Origin of the sequence: Streptomyces sp. SAI-127 (assembly GCF_029894425.1) — a bacterium.
GTDB lineage: Bacteria > Actinomycetota > Actinomycetes > Streptomycetales > Streptomycetaceae > Streptomyces.
This window is the reverse complement of the sequence record NZ_JARXYJ010000001.1, coordinates 5,405,331-5,428,367: the sequence shown is the minus strand read 5'-3', so window position 1 is coordinate 5,428,367 and position 23,037 is coordinate 5,405,331. Positions and strand designations below refer to the sequence as shown.

Genomic DNA, 23,037 nt, shown 5'->3' with positions numbered 1-23,037 from the left:
AGCGGTGGGTGTGCTGCTGGGTGAACTCAGTCACGCTTGCAGATGCGGTCCAGGAGGTTGGCGGTGGCGCGCTGGACGCGGGTGTCGACGTGGCCCGGGCGGTCCAGTGCCGGGGACCAGGCGAAGGTGCCGGCGGCGAAGACCAGGGCGCCGGAGGGGGCGCGGTAGAGGGACGTCTCCTGGTGGCGGAGGGCGCCCTCGCTGTCGGCGTACGGCGAGTGGGCGAGCAGGATGCGGTCGTCGTGCTCCGGCAGCGGGGTGCGCGGGAAGTAGCGGTCGGCCTCGCCCGCGACCATGCCGGGGAGTTCGTCGCCCTCCTGCGCACCGGTCGCCTCCCACAGCCAGTGCTCGGCGTTGCGGACGATCAGGGGGTGGGGCTCGGGCACCCTTCCCGCGTACTGGATGCCGACCAACTGCTGTTCGGGGCGGTCGACTTCGCGCCAGAGCGCCGGTTTGCCCGGGCCCCTGCGTTTGCGGCAGGTCAGCAGACGGTCCGGGACACCGGACGGCGAGGGGCCCAACTCGACCTGCCAGTACATGGTGTTGGCGGACAGGAAGACGAGAGAGGTGCCGCTGTCGCGGGCTCGCTCGACCGTGCGGCGCATGGCCGTCGACCAGTACTCGTCGTGGCCGGGGAAGACCAGGCCCCGGTACCGGGTGGGGTCGAGCCGGCCGGCGTGCAGGTCGCGGGCGTCTGCGTAGGCGAGGTCGTAGCCGTAGCGCTCGGCGAAGCGGATGAAGTCGTAGGCGTGGCCGACGTGCATCGGCAGGCCCGCGCCCGCGTACGGCCGGTCGAAGGAGACCGTGGTCGCTGCGTCGGCCTCGCCGAGGAGCCGGCCCTGTTCGTCCCAGGCGTGGTAGAGGCTGGCGCCGGTGCGGCCGTCCTCGGGATAGAGGTTGTACGCCTGCCAGGTGACGTCGGGCAGGAGGAGCAGTAAGTCCGCGGGATGGTTCTCGCGGACCGTGAAGGGGATGTGGGAGCGGTAGCCGTCGGCGGTCGTGAGGACGGCGACATACGCGCCGACGCTCCAGTAGGACGGGATCTGCAGCCGCCAGGACAGCCACCAGTGGTGACAGGAGACCGTGCGGTCCGCGGTCAGCGGTGAGGGCTGGACGATGCCGGAGAGGCGGGGGCTGGTGGTGATCTTCGCCGCGCCGTCGCCGCCGTAGTGGCCGATGCGGTAGATGTCGACGCCGAACTCCTGCGGCGGGTCGACGGTGATGTGGAAGTCGACGGCCTCGCCGGGGGCCACCGCGCCGGTCGAGGTGAAGCCCTTGATCTGACGGCGGACGTCGTCGGCCGAGCGGGGGCCGCCGCCGGGGGCGGTGCGGGGGGAGGGGATGCGCGGGGCGCCCTCCTTGGGGGTGTGGGCGGGGTCCGTCTCGACGTACCACGGGACCACCTGGCCGGTGTCGTCGAAGTACGTCTCACTGCCGCGCAGCCAGGGGACGGGGCCCTGGCCGAAGGGGTCCGTCACGGCGTGCGCGAGTGCTCCCGACTCCCAGCGGCGGATGTGCTCCGGTCCTGGGCCCATGGTCGCTCCCCTCCCTCGTGCCCCCGTTGTTCGTCCTGCGCGGTGCTTTGCGCCGGCACAAGCCCTTGCCATGTGCGCGATCGGTCTCAGCACATCACATTCCGCACTCAGGCTGTCACTATTCGTTGCGAATTGGCCGAAAGTGGAAGAGGGTACTCCGGATCCGTCAGACGAGGCGGACCGGCTTCTCGGGGCGTATCCCCGACTTGACCAGCCAGGCGCGCAGAGGGGCCGGGTCGCCGTCCTCCACGAGGCTGAGGACGCGGGGGGCGAGGTCCGCGGCGCGTTCGCCGTTGATGAGGAGGGACGGGCCGTCGAGCCAGTCCAGGCCCGGGGCGGCGCCGGCGGTGTCGATCGCGGCGCAGCAGACCATCGCGGTGACGTGGTCGGTGAGGAGTTCTCGGGCGCTGCGGGGTGGCTGGAGCGGGAAGAGGGGGAGGACGGTGTCATCCCAGAGGGTGGTGTCGGGCGTGGTGCGGGACTGGGGGGCGGCGGCTTCCTCACGGGCGAGCTCGGCGGTGAGCGCCGCGGCGAGTGTCTCGGCTTCGCCCTCTGCGCTTCTCTCCACGGCACGCGCGCCACACTCGCCGCCCTTGTCACATTCGCCACCCTCGCCACATTCGTCATCGGCTGCGGGTGGTCCCTGGGGGGCGGTCTCGCGGTCGGTTGCTGCGGGATTGTCCGGCGGGGGCGGGTCGTGGGGTGCGGCGGCGAGGGCGTCAGCCGGGGCCGGGGCGTGCTGTGCAGCCGCTAGGGCGTCATCCGAGGCCGGGGCGCGGTCCGGGGCCGCCGCCATGGCGCCGTCCGGTGGAGCCGGTACGGGGGTGGCGGGAGCCTGGTCGTGCTGGATGGGTGCAGGGGCGGCGGCGGTCGCGAGTGCGTCCGCCTGAGCCGATTCGTGCTGTGTGGCTCCGGCGTCGTCCGGGGAGGCGGGTCCAGCGTCCATCGCCACGCTGTCGGCCGGCGGCGGGAGGTCTGTGGGAGCGGCGTCGTGCAGAGGTGCCGCGGTCCCGGTGGGCGCGAGATCGTCCGCGTCCGCCCGTGCCGGCCCGTGCTGGACGGGGCCGGCGTCGTCCGAGGTCGGTCCACCGGCCGCCACCGCGCCGTCGGCCGACGGCGCAGCCGCGGTCCCGGCGGGCGCGAGATCGTCCTCGTCCGCCCGTGCCGGCCCGTGCTGGACGGGGCCGGCGTCGTCCGAGGTCGGTCCACCGGCCGCCACCGCGCCGTCGGCCGGCGCAGGCGGGACGAGGTCTGCGGTGGGGGTGGGCGAGTACGTGGGTGTCGAGGTGGCGGGTCGGTCGGCTGCCTGCTGGGGAGCCGACAGGTGGGCCAGGACTCGGGAGAGGGTGGGGCCGTGGGATTCCGGCGGGGCGGTTCCCGGGGTGCGGCTCACGCCCTTGGCGTCGAGGACTCGGTGGAGGCGGGCCGCGTCCAGGCGCCACTTTCGGTCCACGACCTCTTCCGGGTACTCCTGCCAGTCCACCGGGGACCAGTCCTGCCCGGTCTCCGCGGGCCCGCCGTGGAAGAGGCGGGCGGCGAGAAGGGAGGCGGCCTCGTCGACCGCGCCGGGCTCTTCGAGCAGGTCGCAGGCGGGGCGCTCACCCAGGCGGGAGGCGAAACCCTCGGCCAGGCGGTCACGGCGGGACAGCTCGGTGAGGGCGGCCACCACACCCGCGTCCAGGCGGGAGGGCCAGCGGCCCATCCGCCAGGCGGGCAGCGCGACCCGGGTCAGCAGCCGGTCCCAGCCCGCGTACGCCAGGCCCACCTGTTCCTGGGCCACGATCCTGAGGCCGTAGTCCACAGCCTGTGCACGCTCGGCGGCCGCGGCCGCGACCCCGCGCTCCATCTGGGTCGCGTGCTCCCGGCAGCTACGCAGGAGGAGGCGGGCCACCCAGGCGACACCCGCGCACATCACACGGGTGAGCGGGCAACGGCCCGCGCCGGAGCCGACGGCCACGGCCGCGTCCAGACCCCGCACGAAGCGGCGGGCCGCCGCTATGTCGGGGTGGGCCGAAGGGCCCGTACCGGCGACGACCGGGGCGAGGACCGCGCGCAGTTCGCCGACGCGCATCCACCACAGGAACGGCGAGCCGATGACCAGCACCGGTGCGGCCGGGACACGGCGGTGGGAGTTGCGGACGCCCGCGATCTCGTCGTCCCGGCCCTCCCGCGGGGGCGGGCCGTGGGCGGGGTGGGTGCGGTCCTCCAGCCAGCTGTCGCAGTCCGGGGTGAGCGCTATCGCGGAGGGGGCGGGGACGTCCAGGCGGTCGGCGAGGTCGCGCACCATGCGGTACAGGTCGGGCGCGGACTCCTCGGCGATCGCGACGGTGGGGCTGACGGCGGGGCGGGCGCGGGCGACCACCAGGGCCACGGCTCCGGCGGCGAGCAGCACCACGATCCCGAGAACGGTCATGACCACGCGGGCGGTGTCCCAGAACCCGCCCACGAGATGACTGGTGGAACCTCCGGCGAGCAGCACCACGGCCACCGCCGCGGGCAGCAGCGCCACGGCCAGCGCACGGCTGCGGATGCGCAGCACGGCGAGGGCCCGGGAGCGCGCGGCCTGCGCGCCTGCCTCCACACCGATACCGGTCATGACCGGACCTCACGCCCTCCCTGCCGTCCTGAATGCCCAGCTGTCCTGGCGTTGCTCACTCCCCCACTGTGGCACCCGCCACAGACATCGCAATGCCGGTGGGCCAAGTGCCGGACCGCTTGCGCCGCACCCTAGTTGGGCCCCGGGCCCCCGTCAGCTGTATGGAGCCCCGGTCACCCGATGGAATGGCTTTGGGGAGAGGTGGATGACGTACAGCAAAGATCAGGCCCCGAATCCTTAGACGGATCCGGGGCCGGTCGGGTTGTTCGGCAGCGGGGGTTTCGCCCCGGTCTTCGAGCTTCTCAGGCTCCGGACGCCGCCTTCGCCGCGATGTCCGTCCGGTGCTGGGAACCGTCGAGCCGGATGCGGGCCACCGCCCGGTACGCGCGCTCGCGGGCCTCGGTGAGGTCCTTGCCGGACGCCGTGACCGACAGGACGCGGCCGCCGGCGCTGACGACGGCGTCACCGTCCCGCCTGGTGCCGGCGTGCAGGACGTACGTGTGCGGGGCGTCCTCGGCGGCCACCTCGTCGAGGCCGGTGATCGGGTCGCCGGTGCGCGGGGTGGCCGGGTAGTTGTGCGAGGCGACGACCACGGTGACCGCGGCGTCCTCGCTCCAGCGCAGCGGCTCCAGGTCGGCCAGGTTGCCGGTGGCCGCGGCGAGCAGGATGCCGGCCAGCGGGGTCTCGAGGCGGGCCAGGACGACCTGGGTCTCGGGGTCGCCGAAGCGGGCGTTGAACTCGATGACCCGCACGCCTCGCGAAGTGATCGCGAGACCGGCGTAGAGCAGGCCGGAGAAGGGGGTGCCGCGGCGGCGCATCTCGTCGACCGTCGGCTGCAGGACCGTCTGCACGACCTCGTCGACCAGCTTGGGGTCGGCCCAGGGCAACGGGGAGTAGGCGCCCATGCCGCCGGTGTTCGGGCCTTCGTCGCCGTCGAGGGCGCGCTTGAAGTCCTGGGCCGGCTGGAGGGGCAGAACGGTGTCGCCGTCGGTGATGGCGAAGAGGGAGACCTCGGGGCCGTCCAGGAACTCCTCGATGACGACCCGGTCGCAGGCGTTGGCGTGCGCCGCCGCGGCCTCGATGTCGCTGGTCACGACGACGCCCTTGCCCGCGGCGAGACCGTCGTCCTTGACGACGTACGGGGCGCCGAAGGCGTCGAGGGCCTCGGCGACCTCCTCGGGGGTCGTGCAGACGTAGGAGCGGGCGGTCGGGACTTCGGCCGCGGCCATGACCTCCTTGGCGAAGGCCTTCGAGCCCTCGAGCTGCGCGGCCTCCCCGGACGGGCCGAAGACCGGGATGCCCACCTCGCGCACGGCGTCGGAGACCCCCGCGACGAGCGGGGCCTCCGGGCCTACGACGACCAGGTCGGCACCGAGTCGCTGCGCGAGCGCGGTCACCGCCGCGCCGTCGAGGGCGTCGACCGGGTGCAGCTCGGCGACCTCGGCGATGCCGGCGTTGCCGGGGGCGCAGTGCAGGGCACTGACGTCGGGGTCGAGGGACAGGGAGCGGCACAGGGCGTGTTCGCGGGCGCCGTTACCGATGACGAGGACCTTCACGGGGCTCAGCCTAACGGGGTTTTTGTGGGGGGTTACCAAGGGGTGAAGGCAGGGGAGCCGTAGGTTCCTCCAAGATGACCCCTCGCGCCCGTCCCTGTGTCGTCCCCTTATTCGTTGGTGATCTCCTCCACCACGGTCGCCCCGAGCTCCCGCACGATCAGTTCGCGACCCGAGAGGGCGGCCTCGTTGAGATCGGGGTCGTCGTCCTCGGGGATGTCGTCCTCGATGGAGACCGGCGGAGGTTCCGGCGCCGACCGCTGCGGGGCAGGGGCCGGTACGGGGGCCGACGTCGGCGTGGGCCGGGCCGCCGGGGCGGGCGTCGGCTGGTGGGAGGACGGGGCCGGGGCCTGAGGGGCCTGGGTGCCGTAGCCCGCCGTGCCTCCGGTGCCGTAGCCGCCGGTGGTGCCGCCTCCGCCGTAGCCCCCGCCACCGCCGCCGTTGAAGCCGCCGGATGCCGGGGGCGCCCCTCCGCCGCCCGACGGGTCGACGACCGCCTCGATCTTCCACTGCACGCTGAACTGCTCGGCCAGCGCCTGCCGCAGCACCTCTTCGCTGCCGCTGCTCGCGAAGTTGTCGCGGGCGCCGCCGTTGACGAAGCCGAGCTGGAGGGTGGTGCCGTCGAAGCCGGCCACGTGGGCGTTCTGGCTGAGCAGGATCCATGTGAAGCGGCGGCGGTTCTTGACGGCTTCCAGGATGTTGGGCCAGAGCTGGCGGGGGTCGGGGCCGCCGGTCGGCGGGGCGTAGGCGCCCGGTCCGGGTGCGGGGGCCGCGGGGGCGGGCTGGGCCGGTGCCGGCGGGGGCGCGGGCCGGTGTGATGCGGGCGCCTGGGGTTGGCCGCCACCGCCCGCCGGGGCCGCGGTGGGCCAGCCACCGGGACGTCGGCCGCCGCCGACCGGGGCGGCGGCGGGCCAGGCTCCGGGGGCGGGAGCGGAACCCGACGCGGGCTGGTCCGCGTGGGCGGTGGCGGGTTGGCCGGAGGGTGCGCCAGGGGACTGGGCCGTGGGTACACCGTGCGCCGGGCCGGTGTGGGGCTCGCCGGTGTGGACGTCGGGAGACGAACCGTGGGCGGGGCCCGCGGGCGAGTCAGGGGCCCGGTCGGCGGGCGGCGCCGAGTCGGCCGTAGCGCCGGGGAATCCGCCCGTGCCGCCTGATCCGGCCGGAGCACCGCCACCTGGGGCGCCGACTTCCTGTGCTCCGGCGCCCGGCATGCCGCCCCCCGGGGTGCCGTTGCCGAAGCCTCCGCCGCCGGGTGTGCCCGCGCCCGAAGCCCGGACCGCCGCACGCGCCGCGGCCGGGCCGCCACCGGGCGGGACCTGTGCCGGTGGCGGGACGGCGGCCGTCGAGGCACCCGAGGCACCGGGCATGCCCTGGACGCCCGGGGCACCAAGGGCCGCGCCGCCGTGGGCTTCCGGCCCCGGCACGTACCCCATCGCGGGGGCGCCGCCGGACGAGAAGTTCACGCCCCGCTCGATGCGGTCGAGGCGGGCCATCACCGAGCGCTCGTCCCCATAGGCGGCGGGGAGCAGAACGCGCGCGCAGATGAGTTCCAGCTGGAGGCGGGGCGAGTTGGCGCCGCGCATCTCGGTCAGGCCTTCGTTGACGAGGTCGGCGGCGCGGCTGAGCTCGGCCGGGCCGAAGGTGCCGGCCTGGGCCTGCATGCGTTCGATGACGTCGGCGGGGGCGTCGATGAGGCCCTTCTCGGCGGCGTCGGGAACGGCGGCGAGGATGACCAGGTCCCTCAGCCGCTCCAGCAGGTCGGTGACGAAGCGGCGCGGGTCGTTGCCACCTTCGATGACGCGGTCGACGACCTCGAAGGCGGCGGCGCCGTCACCGGTGGCGAAGGCCTCGACGACGGAGTCGAGGAGGGAGCCGTCGGTGTAGCCGAGGAGGGACGTGGCCATGGCATACGTCACACCCTCCTCCTTGGCCCCGGCGAGCAGCTGGTCCATGACGGACATGGAGTCACGCACGGAGCCCTGGCCTGCCCGCACGACGAGGGGCAGGACGCCGTCCTCGACGGGGATGTCCTCCTTGCCGCACACCTCGCCGAGGTAGTCCCGCAGGGTGCCGGGCGGGACGAGCCGGAAGGGGTAGTGATGGGTGCGCGACCGGATCGTCCCGATGACCTTCTCGGGCTCCGTGGTGGCGAAGATGAACTTGAGGTGCTCCGGGGGCTCCTCGACGACCTTCAGCAGCGCGTTGAACCCTGCCGACGTGACCATGTGGGCCTCGTCGATGATGTAGATCTTGTAGCGGCTGCTCGCGGGCCCGAAGAAGGCCTTCTCGCGCAGCTCACGGGCGTCGTCCACACCACCGTGGGAGGCGGCGTCGATCTCGATGACGTCGATGGAACCGGGGCCGTTGCGGGCGAGGTCCTGGCAGGACTGGCACTCACCGCAAGGGGTGGGCGTGGGCCCCTTTGCGCAGTTCAGGCACCTGGCGAGGATGCGTGCGCTGGTCGTCTTGCCGCATCCGCGCGGACCGCTGAACAGGTACGCGTGATTGACCCGGTTGTTCCGCAGCGCCTGCTGCAGCGGGTCGGTGACATGCTCCTGCCCGATGACCTCGGCGAAGGACTCCGGGCGATAGCGGCGGTACAACGCGAGAGACGACACGCATACGAGGTTATAGGCGCCCACTGACAGCCGGGCCCGCGCGTGCGCTCCGCCGGGAACGCAAGCGCCCCCCACGCACCCGCCAGAGCCGACCTACCCTTGCTGCCTTCCGGCCCTGGGGGAGTTCAGTCAGATAGCGCCGCGTGAGGGGCTGCCCAAACAGTACCCGATGGCAGCGGGTGGGAACGAGTTCGCGAGCACTCCTCAACGTCTTGTATTGTTTGCGGCGGAGGATTCGCCTAGAGGCCTAGGGCGCACGCTTGGAAAGCGTGTTGGGTTCACACCCTCACGAGTTCGAATCTCGTATCCTCCGCCAGTGCCTCACCGGGCACGATGTCGAAGGGCCCCACCGTTCGCGGTGGGGCCCTTCGTCGTGCTTGTCGGCCCTCGTTGTCCTGGTTTTTCGTCCACAGGGGGCGTTGCGGGGGCAAGGGGATGCCTGCCCTCATGTGGCATCCGCGGATCATGGGGATACGCCATCCTTGAATCCGGCGCCGGGGCTCCCGCGCCGCTGCGACGCTCCCTGGTCCGACGAGGTGCACCCCGCATGAAGTCCCGATCAACGCTGGCGACATGGCTGGGCAGCCTCGACGCCTCGCGTCTGGCACGCGTACTCGGGGCGCGGAAGGACGCCGTGTCCCCTCCGGAGCCGCGCTCGGTGGGGGAACTGGCGGACCGTCTTCAGCGCCCGGGATCGGTGGCCCTGGTCCTGCCGCGGTTGGCACTGCCGCACCTCCAGGTGGCCGAGGCGCTGGCTGCCCTGGGTGCGCCCGCATCGCGCGATGCCCTGGCGGGACTGCTGGGAGCGGCGGACGACGAACCCACCCGCGAACTGGAGGCGGTGCTGGAGGCGCTGGCCGACCATGCTCTGGTCTGGCCGGACGGCACGGGGAAGCTCTGCATGGCCGGACCGCTGCGGCATGCGTGGGACAAGCCCCTGGGGCTGGATGCCCCGCTGGAGGAACTACTCGCGGGCACGACCTCCGAGGAGCTGCGCGGAATGCTGGCGGCACTGGGCGTCAAGCCGCCGGGCACCAAGCCGCAGCGACTGGCCACACTGCTGGAACACCACAGCGACCCGGGGCAGATCGCTGTGGTGATCGCCAAGGCTCCTGCGGCGGCCCGGGAACTGCTCGAACGCCGAGCGGAGGCTGCGCCGGGGGAGGCCGCGCAGTTCATCATGGTCGGGCATTCGAGCCCCGGCCTCGAACCGGGCGCCCGGTGGGCGCTGGAACGGGGACTCCTGATCCAGGACCGTCACCGCTACGGTCCGGCCCGTATGCCTGCCGAGGTGGCGCTCGCGCTGCGCGGACCCGGCCGGCACGCCCCGTTCCAACCCGTCCCGCCCGCCCCGCGGCTGGTGTCCGTCACACCGACAGAGGTCGACCGCGAGGCCTCGGCCGCCGCCACGGCGTTCCTCGCCCGTGCCGTCTCCGTCCTGTCGGCCTGCTCGGCGGCCGCGCCGGCCCGGGTGAAGTCCGGCGGGATCGGTGCGCGTGAACTGGCCCGGATCGGCAAGGCCGCCCAGGCCGACGACGCCGTCGTGCGCCTCACCCTGGAGACCGCGTACGCCGCCGGGCTGCTGGGTCGGGACGGCAATCGTGTGGCGCCCGCCGAGGCGTACGACGCCTGGGCGGAAGACGAGCCCCCGGAGCAGTTCGCCGTACTGCTGCAGGCATGGCGGAATCTGCCGCTCACTCCCACCCGGGTGCGCGACGAGGACAACAAGGCGCTTCCCGCTCTTGCGGGAGCACCGCCCTGCAACGGCTGCGTGCAGGCCCGCCACGGGTTGTTGGACGCAGCCGCACAGCTCCCGGCAGGGCAGGGTGTGAGGGTCGCATCGGAGCTGGGCCCCCTGATCGCCTGGCACAGCCCGCTCGCCGATACCTTGCCCCAGGACGGAACGCCGTTCGCCACTGTGATCCGTGAGGCCGAGCTCTTCGGCGTACTCGCTCGCGCCCTGTCCGCCCTTGGCATCCACCTGCGGAGCGGCGACACCGAGGGACTGAGCGTCGAGTGTCGTCGGCTGCTGCCCCCGGCCACCGCGGCGGCCCGGATCGGCGCCGACCTCACTGCCGTTGTCACCGGCACACCGTCCGCGCGGCTGGCCGCGCTCCTGGACTCCGTCGCCGACCGGGAAACCAGCGGCACGGCATCGGTGTGGCGGTTCAGTGCCGGCAGCATCCGCCGGGCCCTGGACGCCGGCCGTGTCCCCGAGGGCATCGAAGCCGACCTGACCGCTGTCGCCTCCGGGCCTCTGCCGCAGCCGCTGTCGTATCTGATCGCCGACACCGCGCGCGGCCACGGGCGTGTACGCATCGCCCCCGCCGCGTGCATCCTCCACGGCGACGAGCCCGCACTCCTGGCGGAACTCGCTGCCCACCGCAAGCTCGCCAAGCTCGGGCTACGGCAGCTGGCGCCGACGGTGCTGATCAGCCGCAGCCCGCTCGACACGACTGTCGCCGCGCTCCGGGCCGAGGGATACGCCCCTGTCGCCGAGACGGCCGAGGGCACGGTACGCGTCGAAAAGGCCCGGCCTCGGCGGGGCACCGCTCCCGTTCCGCCTCCCCGAGGCACCAACGCGAAGGACAAGGGCCGGATCGCTGCCACGCGCGCGGCGAAGGCGTCCGCCGCCATCGACTGCAACACCCTGGCGGCCCAGCTGCTGGCCGCCCCGCCCACGATTTCCGATCCGGCGCCGTTCGACGGAGGAGTGCCCTTCGCCACGGACACCGAGGAGATCGTCGCAGGGTGGGCGAAGCACCTGCCGTACGGCGATGTCCGCCAGCTCGCCCACGCCATCGACACCGGTCGGGCCATCACCGTCGAGTACGTCGCCGCCTCCGGCAGTCGGACCGTGCGTACCCTGAGCCGCCTCATGCTCGACCCGCCCTACCTCGAAGCCTGGTGCCACCTCAGGGACGCTGAACGGGTCTTCACCCTTTCCCGCGTCCACAGCGTCATGAGCGTGCCCGAATGAGAGGGAAGATAGTATCGACCGAGATAGTATCTCTATCGATACCATCTTCTACGGGAAGCTTGCCATGCGTCGTTTCATCGGGCGGGACCGCGAGCTGAACGTGCTCGGCAACGCCTTGCGGGCGGTTCGCGATGCCGTCGGGTCGGCGAAGCCGGGCCAGTGCATCCTCATGCGAGGAAGGCGGCGGGTCGGCAAGTCCAGCCTCGTCGAGGAGTTCCTCCGGCGCACCGAGACGCCATACCTTTTCTTCACTGCTGCGGGCGGCACGGCGGAGGACGAACTGACGGAGTTGCTCGACGCCGTCGCCAGGTCCACGCTGCCAGAGCGGGAACTGTTTGCGGAGGAGACCCCGGAGCAGTGGAATGCGGCATTCAGGCTGCTCGCGGAGATCCTGCCCGACGACAGCCCGAGCGTGGTCGTCATAGACGAGATTCCGTATCTCATGGACCGCATCGACGCCTTCGAGGGCATGCTCCAGCGGGCATGGGACCGGCTGCTCGGCCGTAAGCCGGTACTCCTCCTCCTGGTCGGATCCGACCTGTCGATGATGGAGGCGCTGAACAGCTACGACCGCCCCTTCCATCAGCGCGGCCGGGAAATGGTCGTGGGGCCGCTGAACCCGGCCGACATCGGCGAGATGCTCGACCTGTCGCCGGCGGCCGCCTTCGACGCCGCCCTCGTCACGGGCGGTCTCCCGCTGATCTGCGCGGAGTGGCGGGCCGGAGCGGATGTCTGGGAGTTCCTCCGCGACTCGCTGGACAACCCGATCTCGGCGCTGCTGGTCTCCGCCGAGCGCTCACTGGCCGCTGAGTTCCCACCGCAGGCGATGAGCCGGGAAGTGCTGCGGGCCATCGGAAGCGGGGAGCGAACGTTCACCAACATCGCGCGCGCCGCAGGCGGCATCGCCCACACCACTCTCACTCGAGCCACGGATGTCCTGACCGAGAAACGGGTGGTGGCAGCCGAGCTGCCGCTCTCGACACGGCCGTCGAAGGAACGCCGCTACCGGGTGGCCGACCCTTACCTGCGGTTCTGGCTCGCGTTCCTGGATCCCCACATGGCGGAGATCGAGCGGATGCGGGGAGATCTCACTCTGGCCCGGATCAAGGAGCAGTGGACCAGCTGGCGGGGCCGGGCGATCGAACCGTTGGTCCGGGAATCCCTCGCCCGTCTCCTGCCGGACGGGCTCCTGCCCGCCGCCCCGGCCATCGGCGGGTACTGGACCCGCAGCAACGACGTCGAAATCGACCTGGTGGGCGCCGACCGGCAGCCGGTGGCCAAGGAGTTGCTCTTCCTCGGCTCGGTCAAGTGGCTGGAGACCTCCGCGTTCGACAGCCACGACCTGGCCGCGCTGCAGAAGCACCGGGCGGCCGTCACCGACGAGCCCGTACCGCTCGTGGCGGTCTCCCGCAACGGGATCAGCTGCTCCGGGCTCCAGGCGGTGTACGGCCCCGAGGAACTGCTCGGCGCCTGGCGGAGAGCGTGAGCCGGGACCGGCCCCGCTGATTGCAGTTCTGGGTGCCTTCACCCCCGTCCAGTGCCGTCCGCCCTGCTCACCTGGGCGCGGAGTGCAGTTCGCGTACCAACTGCGGGGTGAGCAGCTCGCCGGCGCGGTCGGCGAGGACGGCCATTTCGTAGCCGACGAGGCCCACGTCGCACCCTTCGGCGGCGAGGACGCCGAGGCAGCTGCCGTCGCGGATACGACCGACCATGAGGAAGCCCCCGAGCATTTCGATCATGACGAGCTTCATGCCGTGGAAGCCGTGTGTCGTCGCCGCGTTCTGGGCGAGGCTGGTGATGCCGGAGACGACGGCGGCCAAGTGGTCGGCGCGATCTCGGCCGAGGCCGTCCGAGGCGGCCATGAGCAGGCCGTCGGAGGAGACAGCGACGGCGTCGGTGACGCCGTCGGCGGTGCGCACGAACTCCGAGACGAGCCAGCCGAAACTCTGGACGGCGGTGGTCACGATGACGCTCCTTGGGGGTTTCTGGCTTCGGCGCGGGCGACACCTGCTCGGAAGCCGTTGAGCAGGGAGGAGACAGCGGGCCTGGCGGGTGGGGGTGAGGTGGAGGGGTCCTCCACGGGGGCGAGCAGGCGCCCGGGGAGGACAAGGAGGGCGGACAGGCCGCCGCCAGGAGTGTCGAAGAGGTGGACTTGAGCGCCTTCACCGAGGCGGTGGGCGAGTCGGCCGACGACGAGGTGGCCGAGGAACCGGGTGGGTGCGGCAACGAGGGCCTCCTCGTCGGAGTCGGAGCCGGAGAAGAGGGCGCCCGCACGTGCCTTGTCGGCTTCGGACATGCCGATGCCGTGGTCGACGACGGCGATGCTGTACGTGTCGTCCTTGGCGTCGTACCAGCCGTGCACCTCGACCAGCTCGGCCGGTGGCGAGAAGTTCAGCCCGTTCTCGATGAGTTCGGCGAGGAGGTGGGCGACATCCGCGACGGCGTGCCCACGCACCCGCACCGGCTCCACGGTCGCGATCAGAACTCGACGGTACTGCTCCACCTCGGCGACTGCGGACTGGACGACCTCCAGACCGTCGGCGGGTGCTGCCGTGGGCCTTGGCGGATTCTGCCCGGCCAGGACCAGCAGGCTTTCGGCGTTGCGCCGCATACGGGTGGCGAGGTGGTCGAGTTCGAAGAGCTCGGCGAGGGCGTCCGGGTCGAGTTCCTGCCGTTCCAGGCGGGTGATGAGGCCGAGTTGGCGACGTACGAGACTCTGGTTCCGGCGGCCGAGATTGGCGAGCGATTCGGTGGTGTTGCGACGCAGGCCGGCCTGCTGGGCAGCCAGCTGGAGGGCCGTGTGTTCCACCTGCTGCAGGGACGCCGCGACCTCGGCGATCTCGGCCGCACCGCCCAGCAGCCGTGCATCGGGGGTGTCCTGCGCGTCCTCCGGCGTCAGGAGCTGAGCGGAGTCCTGCGGGGACTGCTGGATACGGGCGACGGCTGCGGGCAGTCGGCGGCGCGCCACGTCGTGAGCGGTCTCGGCGAGTCCACGGAGCGGGCGCGTGAGCGACCGGGAGGCGACAGCGGCGAGGCCCGCGACCAGGGCGGCGATGAGCGTGCCCGTGACGAGATAGGCGGCGAGGGCCAGTTCGGCGTCGTGGCTGAGCCGGTCGGCCCGGTCCCGTACGTCGTCACCGACCGACTGCTGGACGGCGTACAGATCGTCGACGAGTACGGTCATCGCGTCCCACCAGGTGCGGGCGTCGGCGCGCAGCGGGGAGCCGTCGGCGCCGCCTTCCGCCTGTTCCTCGTAGGCGGTGGCGCGTTCGGCGTCCTCGGTCGCGAAGGCTTTCTCCAGTGCCGCGCGCTGAGGTGCGGTGGCAACCTGCCGGAAGCGGGTGAGGGCGGCGACGCGGGTGGCGCGCACCTCGGTGAAGTCGATGTACGCACGGCCGTGGAAGGCGTCTTGGGCGAACACACCGTTGAGGAGCCCGCGTTCGAGGGCGACGGACTCCTTGGCGGCGGCCAGCTCGCGCAACGCGGCCAGCCCGTCGCGCAGTTGACGGTCGGCGCCGGTCGCGGTCTCCGCCACCGGATCGACGGCGTTCAGGGCGTTGACGGCGCTGGTGTAGAAGGTGAGGGTCGCGGCCTGGCCGGCGGTGCCTCTGTCGGCGGCGGCTCGGACGTCGGCGAGACGCCGCAGGTGCCGCTGGACGACGTCCTCGACGGCGCCTTCGCCGCGCATTCCGCTCAGTGCCGTGTCAACGCGCTTGCGCGTAACGGAAAGCGATGGGCGGAACTCCTTCTCACCGCCCAAGAGGCCGTTGGTCAGGCCGCGTTCGCGCTGCAGCTGGTGCACCAGGGCCTGGATGCGCAGGCTGAGGCCGACCTCGGCACGGGTCGTCCGGGCATCGCCGAGGGCCTCGGCGCGGCCCTGCACGGCGAGACCGGCCACCGCCAGCAGCAAGCAGATCGGGACCGTGATGACCACCGCCACCCGCCCCCTGATGCTGCGCCAGCCAGGCATCGGCCGTCGCCCGGGAGTCGTTCGGCCCCCGTGGCGGCCCACTGAACCACCCTTGCCGAATCCGCCCTTGCCGATCGCGGCAAGCCTGCCGCGCAGCGGCCGTACGGGCATCCGCACCCTCATGTCACGAAGCTAGTCCGCCTGCCGTAGCGGCCGGTTTCCTGTCTGTTAGACCGCGTGGGACATTCCGTTGCGCCGCTCTCACACCGCAGAGCAAGAGAGTGTGACCGCGACATCGAAATCGACCTGAGCACCTGGTGATCCTGGACCGTGCGAGATCAGTGCACCGACAACCCTCCGTCCACAAAGATCGACTGCCCCGTGACATAGCCCGAGGCCCCGCTCGCCAGGAAGACCGCCGCGCCCGCGAAGTCCTCGGGGAGGCCGTTGCGGCCGGTCATGGTGCGGGCGGCCAGGGACGTGACCTTGTCCGGGTCGGTGGCGAGGCGGGCGTTGAGGGGGGTCAGTACGAAGCCGGGGACGAGGGTGTTGCAGGTGACGCCGTGCGGGGACCAGGCCTCGGCCTGGGAGCGGGCCAGGGACTCCAGGCCGCCCTTGGAGACGCCGTAGGCGCCGCTCTGGACGAAAGCGCGGTGGGCCTGCTGGGAGGTGATGTGGATGATCCGGCCGAAGCCGCGCTCGGCCATGCCGGGGCCGAAGCGCTGGCCCAGGAGATAGGGGGCCTCCAGGTTGACCGCCAGGGTGGTGTCCCACACGTCGTCGGTGAGCTCGGCCATCGGTGGACGCAGGTTGATCCCCGCGGAGTTGACCAGGATGTCCGGCTCACCGAACACACCGGCGGCCGCCTCCGCCGCCGTACGCACGCCCTCCCTCGTACTCAAGTCGCCGCTCACCCAGGCGGCTCGGCAGCCGTCGGCCGTCAACTCCTCGACCGCCGCGGTCAGTTCCAGCTCCCTGCGGGCCACGATCACCACGCTCGCGCCCGCCCGCGCCAACGCCCCCGCGATCGCCCTGCCGATGCCCGAACTCCCGCCCGTCACCAGCGCCACACGGCCGTCCAGCGAGAACAGTTCGGAGAGATACGCCTGGGAAGTCATGGCCGAACCCTAAGTCGGTACCCACTCCCCATGACCAGCATCCTCGTCGGCACCTGCTCCTGGACCGATCCCGCGCTCGTCCGCAGCGGTTGGTACCCGCCCGGCCGGCGCGACGCCGAGGGGCGGTTGCGGTACTACACCGAGCGATTCCCGGTGGTGGAGGTGGACGGCACGTTCTACGCCCTGCCCAGCGAGCGCAACAGCCGTCTGTGGGTGGAGCGCACGCCTGCGGGGTTCGTGTTCGACGTGAAGGCGTACGCACCGCTCACGGGGCATCCGGTGAAGCAGGCCGCCCTCGCGGACGTGGCTCCTGACGAGGTGTGGGCGCGGTTCGCCGCCGGGATCGAGCCGTTGCGGGAGGCCGGGCGGCTCGGTTCGGTGCTGTTCCAGTTCCCGCCGTGGTTTCGGCCCGGAGGGCGGGCCGAGCGGTTCCTGGAGGAGACCGCCGCGCGGACCGCCGGATGGCCCGTGCATGTGGAGTTCCGGCATCCGTCCTGGTGGGGGGAGCGGCAGCGGGACCTCACCTGTGCGCTGCTGAGCACGTACGGCTTCGCCGCCGTGGCCGTGGACATGAGCCAGCGGCTGCCCACCTCCCTGCCGCCGGTCACCCCCGTCACCGCGTCCCGGCTGTCCGTCGTGCGCTTCCACGGACGCAGTGCCTCCTGGGGGCGCGGCAGCAAGGAGGAGCGTTTCCGGTACGACTACGAGCGCGCCGAACTCACCGAGTGGTTACCGCGGTTGCACGCCCTGGCGGAGCAGGTGGACGAGCTCCACGTCCTGTTCAACAACTGCTGCGGAGCAGCCGCCGTACAGGCCGCCGAGACCATGACCGGCCTGCTCAGCCCACGATCCTCACCGTCTTCGTCACGCTGACCTGGTCGACGTCGGAGACCCTGATCGTCGTCTTCATCTGCCAGTCGCCCGCGAGGGGCAGGGTGAGGTCGTTCGTGCCCCAGTAGCCGCCCTTGTCCTTGAGTTCGGCGTCGATCGGGCCGATCTCCTGGGCCGGGAGGGTGAAGGACAGCCGGAGTTCGGGGACCGTGGCGAGGCCTCCGTCGGCCGCGTAGACGATGGCCTGGACGGAGTTGTCGCCGGTGCGGCCCGGGTCGAGGGTGATCTGCACCCTGCCCGTGGCACCCCCCACGGAGAAGGGGACGTCGGTCAGGGACGCGGCGGGCAGTCCTCCCGTGGCCGGGCCCGCCTCGGCCGCCTCGGCCTCCGCCCGGCCGGGCAGCGTGCCGCTCAGCACGGTGCTGAGCACCAAAACCACGACACCGACGGCCACTTCGGCGAGGACGGAACGGCGCAGGCCGCGCCGGTACGCCGGGGAGTCTCCCCCGGGGGCGGCGGGCTCCCGCTCCGCGTCGGCGGCGGCCGGCGGTCCCCCCACCGGCTCCGGCACCCGCTCCCGTACGACGGACTCCGACTCGACCTGCGCCCCGGCCGTCACGAGCCGTCCCGTCCACTGCCGCGACAGCCTCGCCGCCCCCAGCAGCAGCGCCACGGCGAGCAGCTTGAAGACGAGCAGATGACCGTACGTCGTGCCGGTGACCGCTTCCCAGGAGCCGAGGCCGCGCCAGGACTGGTAGACGCCGGTGGCGACGAGGACGGTCACGGAGGCGAAGGCCAGCCGGGAGAAACGGGCGACCACGGCGGCCGGGATCTGCGACGACGCCCGGTACAGCGTGGTGAGCAGGGCCGCGAGGCCGCCCAGCCAGACCGCCATCGCGAGGACGTGCAGCACCGCGGACGTCATCGCCACCGGCACCTGGATCCCGGCGGACGCGTGCTCGGCGGCGGCCCAGGTCAGCGCGAGACCCACGGCGAGCGCGCCGCCCGCCGCCTGCCAGGCGCGGGGCAGCCTCGACTCCCCGAGCCGCAGCAGTCGTACGACGAAGAAGTACCCGACGAGCAGCAGCGCCAGCCGGACCAGGAGCGCCTCGCCCGGGCGGGTGGTCAGGGTGCGCTCGAAGGCCTTCAGCGAGAAGGCGGAGGCCGGGCCCGCCCCCGACTCGTACGGCGCCCGGAGCACCAGCAGGAACACGGTCGATCCGAGCAGGGTGCCCCAGCCCGCCCACAGGAGCCGGCGCAGCCGGGACGGCTCCGGCGGGCGGCAGGCGAGGAGGAAGACGGCCGTGCCGATGAGCAGGGCGGCGGCGAGGTAGGCCAGGTAGCGGCCCATGTTGAAGAGGCTCTCCGTGGCCGGGTCCTCGGTCGGGCCGGTGTCCATGACCACGGTGGCGGGGGAGGGTTTGCCGACCGAGAAGGTGAAGGCGCCGGAGACCGGGTGGCTGTCGGCCGAGACCACCCGCCAGGCCACCGTGTAGGTGCCCTGGGCGAGCTTTGCGGGCAGCGAGACACTGGCCGTGTCCGAGCCGCCCGCCCCGTGTCCGGCGTCCGTGACCTTCAGGCGCTTGCCGTCGGGGTCGAGCACCCGGAAGGAGTCGTCGAGGAGGCCGACGGACTCGGTGAAGGTCAGGGTGATGTCCCGGGGGGCGGACTTGAGGACGCTTCCGTCCTCGGGATCGGTGGTCCGGAGGGCCGCGTGGGCCGACGCCGCTCCCGCACCGCCGAAGAGGAGCAGGACCAGCACGGTGCCCAGCAGCACCAGCCCTTGAAGTCCTCGCCTTCGCCGGCCTGTGCTGCTGCCTGCACGCTCACACCTCACGTCACTACTCCGTACCTGGGCTCGCGGTCTTCCCGATAGGTACGGACGCGAACCCCCGAGCGCTCACCACGTGGGCCGGGCGGACACCCCGCCGTCCACCACCAGGTCGTGCCCGGTGACCCAGGACGCGAGCGCTGAGGCCAGGAACACGCACGCGTCGGCCACGTCCTCGGGCCGCCCGAGCCGCCCCAGAGGCGCTTTCCGCCCCCACCGCTGCACCCCCTCCGGCCAGGCCTCCGCCAGCCCCGCCCGGTCGATCAGCCCGGGCGAGACCGTGTTCACGCGGATGCCCCGCGGCCCGTACTCCAGGGCCGCCGACCGCGCGTGCGTCACGATCGCGGCCTTGGAGGCGGAGTAGTGGGCGTGCTCGGGCGCGGGGTGACGCGCCTCGATGGACGCGATGTGGGTCACGCAGCCGCCCGGCCCCATGACCTCGGCCGCCGCCTGGGTGCACGCGAAGACACCGGTCAGGTTGGTCTCCACGACCGCGCGCCAGTCCGCCGCCGTCATCCCGGGCAGGGGCTGAGTGGGCTGCACGCCCGCGTTGTTGACCAGGGCGGTCAGCCGGCCGCCCCACGCTGCGGCCTCCCGGACCAGCCGGTGGCACTCGTCCTCGTCCCGCAGATCCGCTTCCAGTACGACGGCCCGGGCGCCCGAGTCCTCGATCCGGGACGCCACTTCACGGGCCGCCGCCACCGCCGTACGGCAATGGACCGCGACCGCCGCGCCCTCCTCGGCGAACCGCAGCGCGATCCCCCGCCCGATGCCGCCGCTCGCGCCCGTGACCAGGGCGACCTGACCTTCCAGGAGTCTCATGGGCGGCACAGTCCCGCGATGCGCGCGGCCTCGGACGGATAACGCGCCGTCAGTTCGGCCGCGTTCCCGTGCTCGTAGTCCTCGTAGGTGAAGCCGGGCGCCATGGTGCAGCCGAAGAAGGTCCACGCGCCGCGGGTCCTTGCCCCCATCCAGGTGCCCGCGGGCACGGTCAGCTGGGGGTGCTGGCCGCCGCGTATGTCCGGGCCCACGACGGCGGTCGTCGCCGTGCCGTCCGGGGCGAGGAGCAGGAGGTCCAGCGGGTCGCCGAGGTAGTGGTGCCAGATCTCGTCGCTGGGCAGGCGGTGCAGGGCGGAGTAGTCGTCGGCGGTGAGGAGGGCGACGATCGCCGTGCCGTGCGGCCTGCCGTCGGCCCGCTCCTCGCCCGCCCAGGTCTGCCGGAACAGCCCGCCCTCGCGGGGGATCGGTTCCATGCCGTAGTGGGCGACGAGGTCGTCAGGCGTCACCCGGAAAGGCTACCTCCCTTGCCAGGAACGCCAGTTGGGCGTGCTTCTCGGGCAGGTACACGTCCGGGAGGTCGATCTCCGGCAGCACGACCGCGGGTCCGGCCACGAAACCCTGCTTCAGGAAACGGGCGACGGCCTTCTCGTTGCGCACGTCGGGGTCGACCACGACCCGCCGTTTGTCCAGGCCCAGCAGCACGTACGAGGCCACGGCCGACAGCAGCGCCGACGACCAGCCGGAGCGCGTGCCGTGCGGGCCGGGGGGCGGAAGCAGCAGGTGGACGCCGATGTCACCGGGTTCCACGGGGTAGCACTCGCTGACCCGGTCCGCCTCCGGCTCGTAGGTCTGCAGGAGTCCGACCGGTTCGCCGTCCTTCTCCAGCAGATAGGCGTGGTGGGTGTCGAGAGTGTCCAAGTGGGCGTAGATCTCGGCCACCTGCTCCTCGGTGAGGCCGTTCATGCCCCAGAACGCGGCCCGTTCCTCGCGCACCCAGGCGTGGACCGTCGCGGCGTCGGCGTGCGGGTCGAGGCGCAGGACGCGGACGGTGCCGAAGCCGTCCACTGGCTGGGTGTGGACCGCCTCACGGGTGGGGGTCTCGGACATCGGTCTCATCGGTCTTCCTTCGTCAGGTGCTGCCAGTCGGTGTCGACCGGGACGAGATCTCCCTTGAGCCACAGGGGGAGTTGGTCGCGGTGATGGGGTGAACCGGGCACGCCGGAGGCGCCCAGCGGGACCACCCAGAGACTGTCCTCGCGGCGGGCCAGGTCCCAGATGTATCGGGCGGCCGGGCCACGGGCGGCGAGGTCGGTGAGTCCGGGGACCGCGGAGGTGCACAGCACGCAGTCGTGGTCGCCGGAGAGGGCGGCGGAGAGGGCGGCGGCCTCGCGCTCGTCATCGGGAAGCGCCCGCCAGGGGGCGAGGCGATGGGTGTCGCCCCAGGTGCCCCGCGGCGGTTCGGCGGCCACTTCCTCCACGGCGGCCCGCACGGTCCCGGCGCGGTCGATGCCGTACAACTCCTCGGCGCGCAGGAGGTGTTCGAGCGCGAAGGCGATGCGGGGGACGAGGCCGAGCCAGGGGAGGAGGACGTCCGGGTAGGCGGGCGGGGCGGTCAGGGCCGCGAACGCGGGGTGGGCGGCGAGCCGTCGTACGACCGCGCTGCGTACGGCGGCGTAGAGGGCGGCCTCCCGGCTGCTCGCGACCATGCGGCGATCCCAGCGGAGAATCGTTTCCCTCGTGGTCACGGCCTCGGGGCTCAGTCCGTCCAGGGCCTCGATGTGATCCAACAGGGGCTGCGCCGAGGCGAGATGGGTGTCCATGTGGATCCGGGGCATGTCGGCGGCCGACCACTGCTCCTTCTCCCGCAGCAGGGCGGTGATGCGGTCCGCCCGGTGGGGCGGGGCGAACTCCACGCCGAGCGGGGTGGCGGGGCCGCGCTGGTTGGCCATCACGGCGATGCCGTCGGTGAGACCGGCGCGGGGAGAGTCGTGCCAGCCCTGCCAGTCGTGCCCGGGCTCCCAGGCGGGGACGGGGTGCAGCCGGTTGGCCTCCGCGCGCACGGGGACTCTTCCGGCGACCCGGTGCAGCAGCCCGCCCTCGGTGTCGGCGGCCTGGACGACGTTCACGGGCTCGGCCCACAGGTCGAACGCCTGGTCCACGTCGGCGGTACGGCGGGCCCGGAGCAGAGGGAGCAGGGCACTGAAACCGAGGTCCTCGGTGACCCGGGGCGGGTAGCGGAGGGAGAGGGCCACGGGCGTCCCCGGGAAGCCCGTCCGCTCCTCGTCCGGCACTCCCCCGTCCAGCCCTTCCGGACCCCCCGCGATCACCGGCCCCCGCCCGGTCTCGATCACCTCGATCTCGACCGGGGCCTCGCCCGCCACCTCGACCGTCTCGGTGTGCCGGGCGGCGCGGTGCCAGACGCCGTCCGGGCCGAGGGCCTCCACCCCGGCCCCCGTGCGGCGCAGTCGCTCCCGGTACAGGTCCTGGTAGTCGGCCATGGCGTTGGTGATGGACCAGGCGACCGTGCCGGTGTGGCCGAAGTGGGCGATGCCGGGGACGCCGGGAACGGCGAGGCCGACGACGTCGAACTCGGGGCAGGCGAGCCGGATCTGCTGGTAGACGCCGGGATCCTCGATGTAGCGGTGCGGGTCGCCCGCGAGGACGGCATGGCCGGTGGTGGTGCGGGCGCCGGCGACCAGCCAGCCGTTGCTGCCGGAGGTGCCCGGGCCGTCGGCGGCGAACAGCCCGACCGCGTCCGGGCCCAGGTGCCGTAGCGCCTCGTCCCGCCAGAGCTTGGCCGGGAAGCCGGCGAACAGGATGTGGGTGGCGAGCCAGACGCCGAGCGGGGTCCAGGGCTCCCAGCGCCCGGGGGCGAGGCCGACGCGGGCGAGCTCCGGGGCCCGCGTGCCCGGCAGCTCCTCGTTCACGCCGTCGACGTACGCCCGCACCCAGTCGGCCGTCTCCGGGTCCCGTCTCTCCAGCGCCTGGAAGCAGCGTCTCGCCGTGTCGTCCAGGCGGGCCCGTCTCGCGAGGGTGTCCCAGGACAGGGCCCCGGCACCGAGGAAGGCGGCCGAGGTGCCCTGCGCGCGATGCCGTTCCACCTCCAGCTGCCAGGCACGGTCGCGGGCGGTGACCCGGCCCTGGGCGCGGGCGAGTTCATGTGCGCTGCCCGCGCGGAGATGGGGTATCCCCCAGGCGTCGCGGTAGATCTCGATACTCACCCTCGAACCCGCTTCCCTTTAAGTTAGGCTTACCTAAGTTTACTGGTGAGGGAATCGTACGTGA

The 23,037-nt window shown here is 72.7% G+C and carries 15 protein-coding genes, 1 tRNA gene and 1 other RNA gene; 4 read left to right on the top strand and 13 right to left on the bottom strand.

The window, feature by feature from the left end; genetic code table 11:
- Nucleotides 1–26 precede the first annotated feature (26 nt).
- The 5 genes from M2157_RS24860 to ffs all read right to left on the bottom strand — a co-directional run bounded on the left by M2157_RS24860 (nt 27) and on the right by ffs (nt 8,458).
- The gene (locus M2157_RS24860; RefSeq protein ID WP_280866242.1) at nt 27–1,535 is read right to left on the bottom strand and encodes a N,N-dimethylformamidase beta subunit family domain-containing protein; all 1,509 of its coding nucleotides are present in this window, start codon (nt 1,533–1,535) and stop codon (nt 27–29) included.
- Between the two features lie 166 nt (nt 1,536–1,701).
- Nucleotides 1,702–4,131 (bottom strand): hypothetical protein, encoded by a 2,430-nt coding sequence (locus M2157_RS24855; protein WP_280866241.1) that lies wholly within the window; start codon nt 4,129–4,131, stop codon nt 1,702–1,704.
- Between the two features lie 302 nt (nt 4,132–4,433).
- Nucleotides 4,434–5,687, bottom strand: coding sequence for a phosphoribosylamine--glycine ligase (gene purD / locus M2157_RS24850; protein WP_280866240.1), 1,254 nt, complete (start codon nt 5,685–5,687; stop codon nt 4,434–4,436).
- A gap of 107 nt (nt 5,688–5,794) precedes the next feature.
- Nucleotides 5,795–8,302 (bottom strand): DNA polymerase III subunit gamma and tau, encoded by a 2,508-nt coding sequence (locus M2157_RS24845; RefSeq protein WP_280866239.1) that lies wholly within the window; start codon nt 8,300–8,302, stop codon nt 5,795–5,797.
- Nucleotides 8,303–8,359: 57 nt separating this feature from the next.
- Nucleotides 8,360–8,458, bottom strand: an RNA gene (gene ffs / locus M2157_RS24840) — signal recognition particle sRNA small type.
- Nucleotides 8,459–8,530: 72 nt separating this feature from the next.
- Between ffs and M2157_RS24835 the strand changes: the two genes are divergently transcribed.
- The 3 genes from M2157_RS24835 to M2157_RS24825 all read left to right on the top strand — a co-directional run bounded on the left by M2157_RS24835 (nt 8,531) and on the right by M2157_RS24825 (nt 12,768).
- Nucleotides 8,531–8,618, top strand: a tRNA-Ser gene (locus M2157_RS24835).
- A 231-nt stretch (nt 8,619–8,849) separates the two neighbouring features.
- Nucleotides 8,850–11,282, top strand: a complete 2,433-nt coding sequence (locus tag M2157_RS24830; protein ID WP_280866238.1) for a helicase C-terminal domain-containing protein — start codon at nt 8,850–8,852, stop codon at nt 11,280–11,282.
- 64 nt (nt 11,283–11,346) lie between these two features.
- A complete protein-coding gene (locus M2157_RS24825) occupies nt 11,347–12,768 on the top strand; it encodes an ATP-binding protein (RefSeq protein ID WP_280866237.1) in 1,422 nt (473 codons plus the stop codon).
- Between the two features lie 67 nt (nt 12,769–12,835).
- On the opposite strand, the gene M2157_RS24820 is transcribed toward M2157_RS24825, so the two are convergent.
- The 3 genes from M2157_RS24820 to M2157_RS24810 all read right to left on the bottom strand — a co-directional run bounded on the left by M2157_RS24820 (nt 12,836) and on the right by M2157_RS24810 (nt 16,310).
- Nucleotides 12,836–13,246 (bottom strand): roadblock/LC7 domain-containing protein, encoded by a 411-nt coding sequence (locus M2157_RS24820; RefSeq protein WP_280866236.1) that lies wholly within the window; start codon nt 13,244–13,246, stop codon nt 12,836–12,838.
- Nucleotides 13,243–15,375, bottom strand: a complete 2,133-nt coding sequence (locus M2157_RS24815; RefSeq protein ID WP_280866235.1) for a nitrate- and nitrite sensing domain-containing protein — start codon at nt 15,373–15,375, stop codon at nt 13,243–13,245. Before M2157_RS24815 ends, M2157_RS24820 begins: the two co-directional genes overlap by 4 nt.
- Nucleotides 15,376–15,530: 155 nt before the next feature.
- The gene (locus M2157_RS24810; RefSeq protein ID WP_280866234.1) at nt 15,531–16,310 is read right to left on the bottom strand and encodes an SDR family oxidoreductase; all 780 of its coding nucleotides are present in this window, start codon (nt 16,308–16,310) and stop codon (nt 15,531–15,533) included.
- A 30-nt stretch (nt 16,311–16,340) separates the two neighbouring features.
- Here M2157_RS24810 and M2157_RS24805 point away from each other — a divergent pair, with 30 nt between their 5' ends.
- Nucleotides 16,341–17,183, top strand: a complete 843-nt coding sequence (locus tag M2157_RS24805) for a DUF72 domain-containing protein (RefSeq protein WP_280866233.1) — start codon at nt 16,341–16,343, stop codon at nt 17,181–17,183.
- Here the strand turns inward: M2157_RS24805 and M2157_RS24800 are convergent.
- From M2157_RS24800 to M2157_RS24780, 5 genes are all read right to left on the bottom strand, one after another.
- Nucleotides 17,149–18,918, bottom strand: a complete 1,770-nt coding sequence (locus M2157_RS24800) for a copper resistance protein CopC (RefSeq protein ID WP_280866232.1) — start codon at nt 18,916–18,918, stop codon at nt 17,149–17,151. The two genes, M2157_RS24805 and M2157_RS24800, sit on opposite strands and share 35 nt — an antisense overlap.
- Nucleotides 18,919–19,041: 123 nt before the next feature.
- Nucleotides 19,042–19,794: a glucose 1-dehydrogenase gene (locus M2157_RS24795; RefSeq protein ID WP_280866231.1), complete on the bottom strand. Its 753-nt coding sequence runs from the start codon at nt 19,792–19,794 to the stop codon at nt 19,042–19,044.
- Nucleotides 19,791–20,258 carry a cupin domain-containing protein gene (locus M2157_RS24790; protein WP_280858755.1) on the bottom strand — a complete coding sequence of 156 codons (468 nt, stop codon included), beginning with the start codon at nt 20,256–20,258 and terminating at the stop codon, nt 19,791–19,793. The genes M2157_RS24795 and M2157_RS24790 overlap by 4 nt, the downstream gene beginning before the upstream one ends.
- A complete protein-coding gene (locus M2157_RS24785; RefSeq protein ID WP_280859068.1) occupies nt 20,248–20,859 on the bottom strand; it encodes a GNAT family N-acetyltransferase in 612 nt (203 codons plus the stop codon). The genes M2157_RS24790 and M2157_RS24785 overlap by 11 nt, the downstream gene beginning before the upstream one ends.
- Before the next feature lie 5 nt (nt 20,860–20,864).
- Nucleotides 20,865–22,973: a penicillin acylase family protein gene (locus M2157_RS24780; protein WP_280866230.1), complete on the bottom strand. Its 2,109-nt coding sequence runs from the start codon at nt 22,971–22,973 to the stop codon at nt 20,865–20,867.
- Between the last annotated feature and the right edge of the window lie 64 nt (nt 22,974–23,037).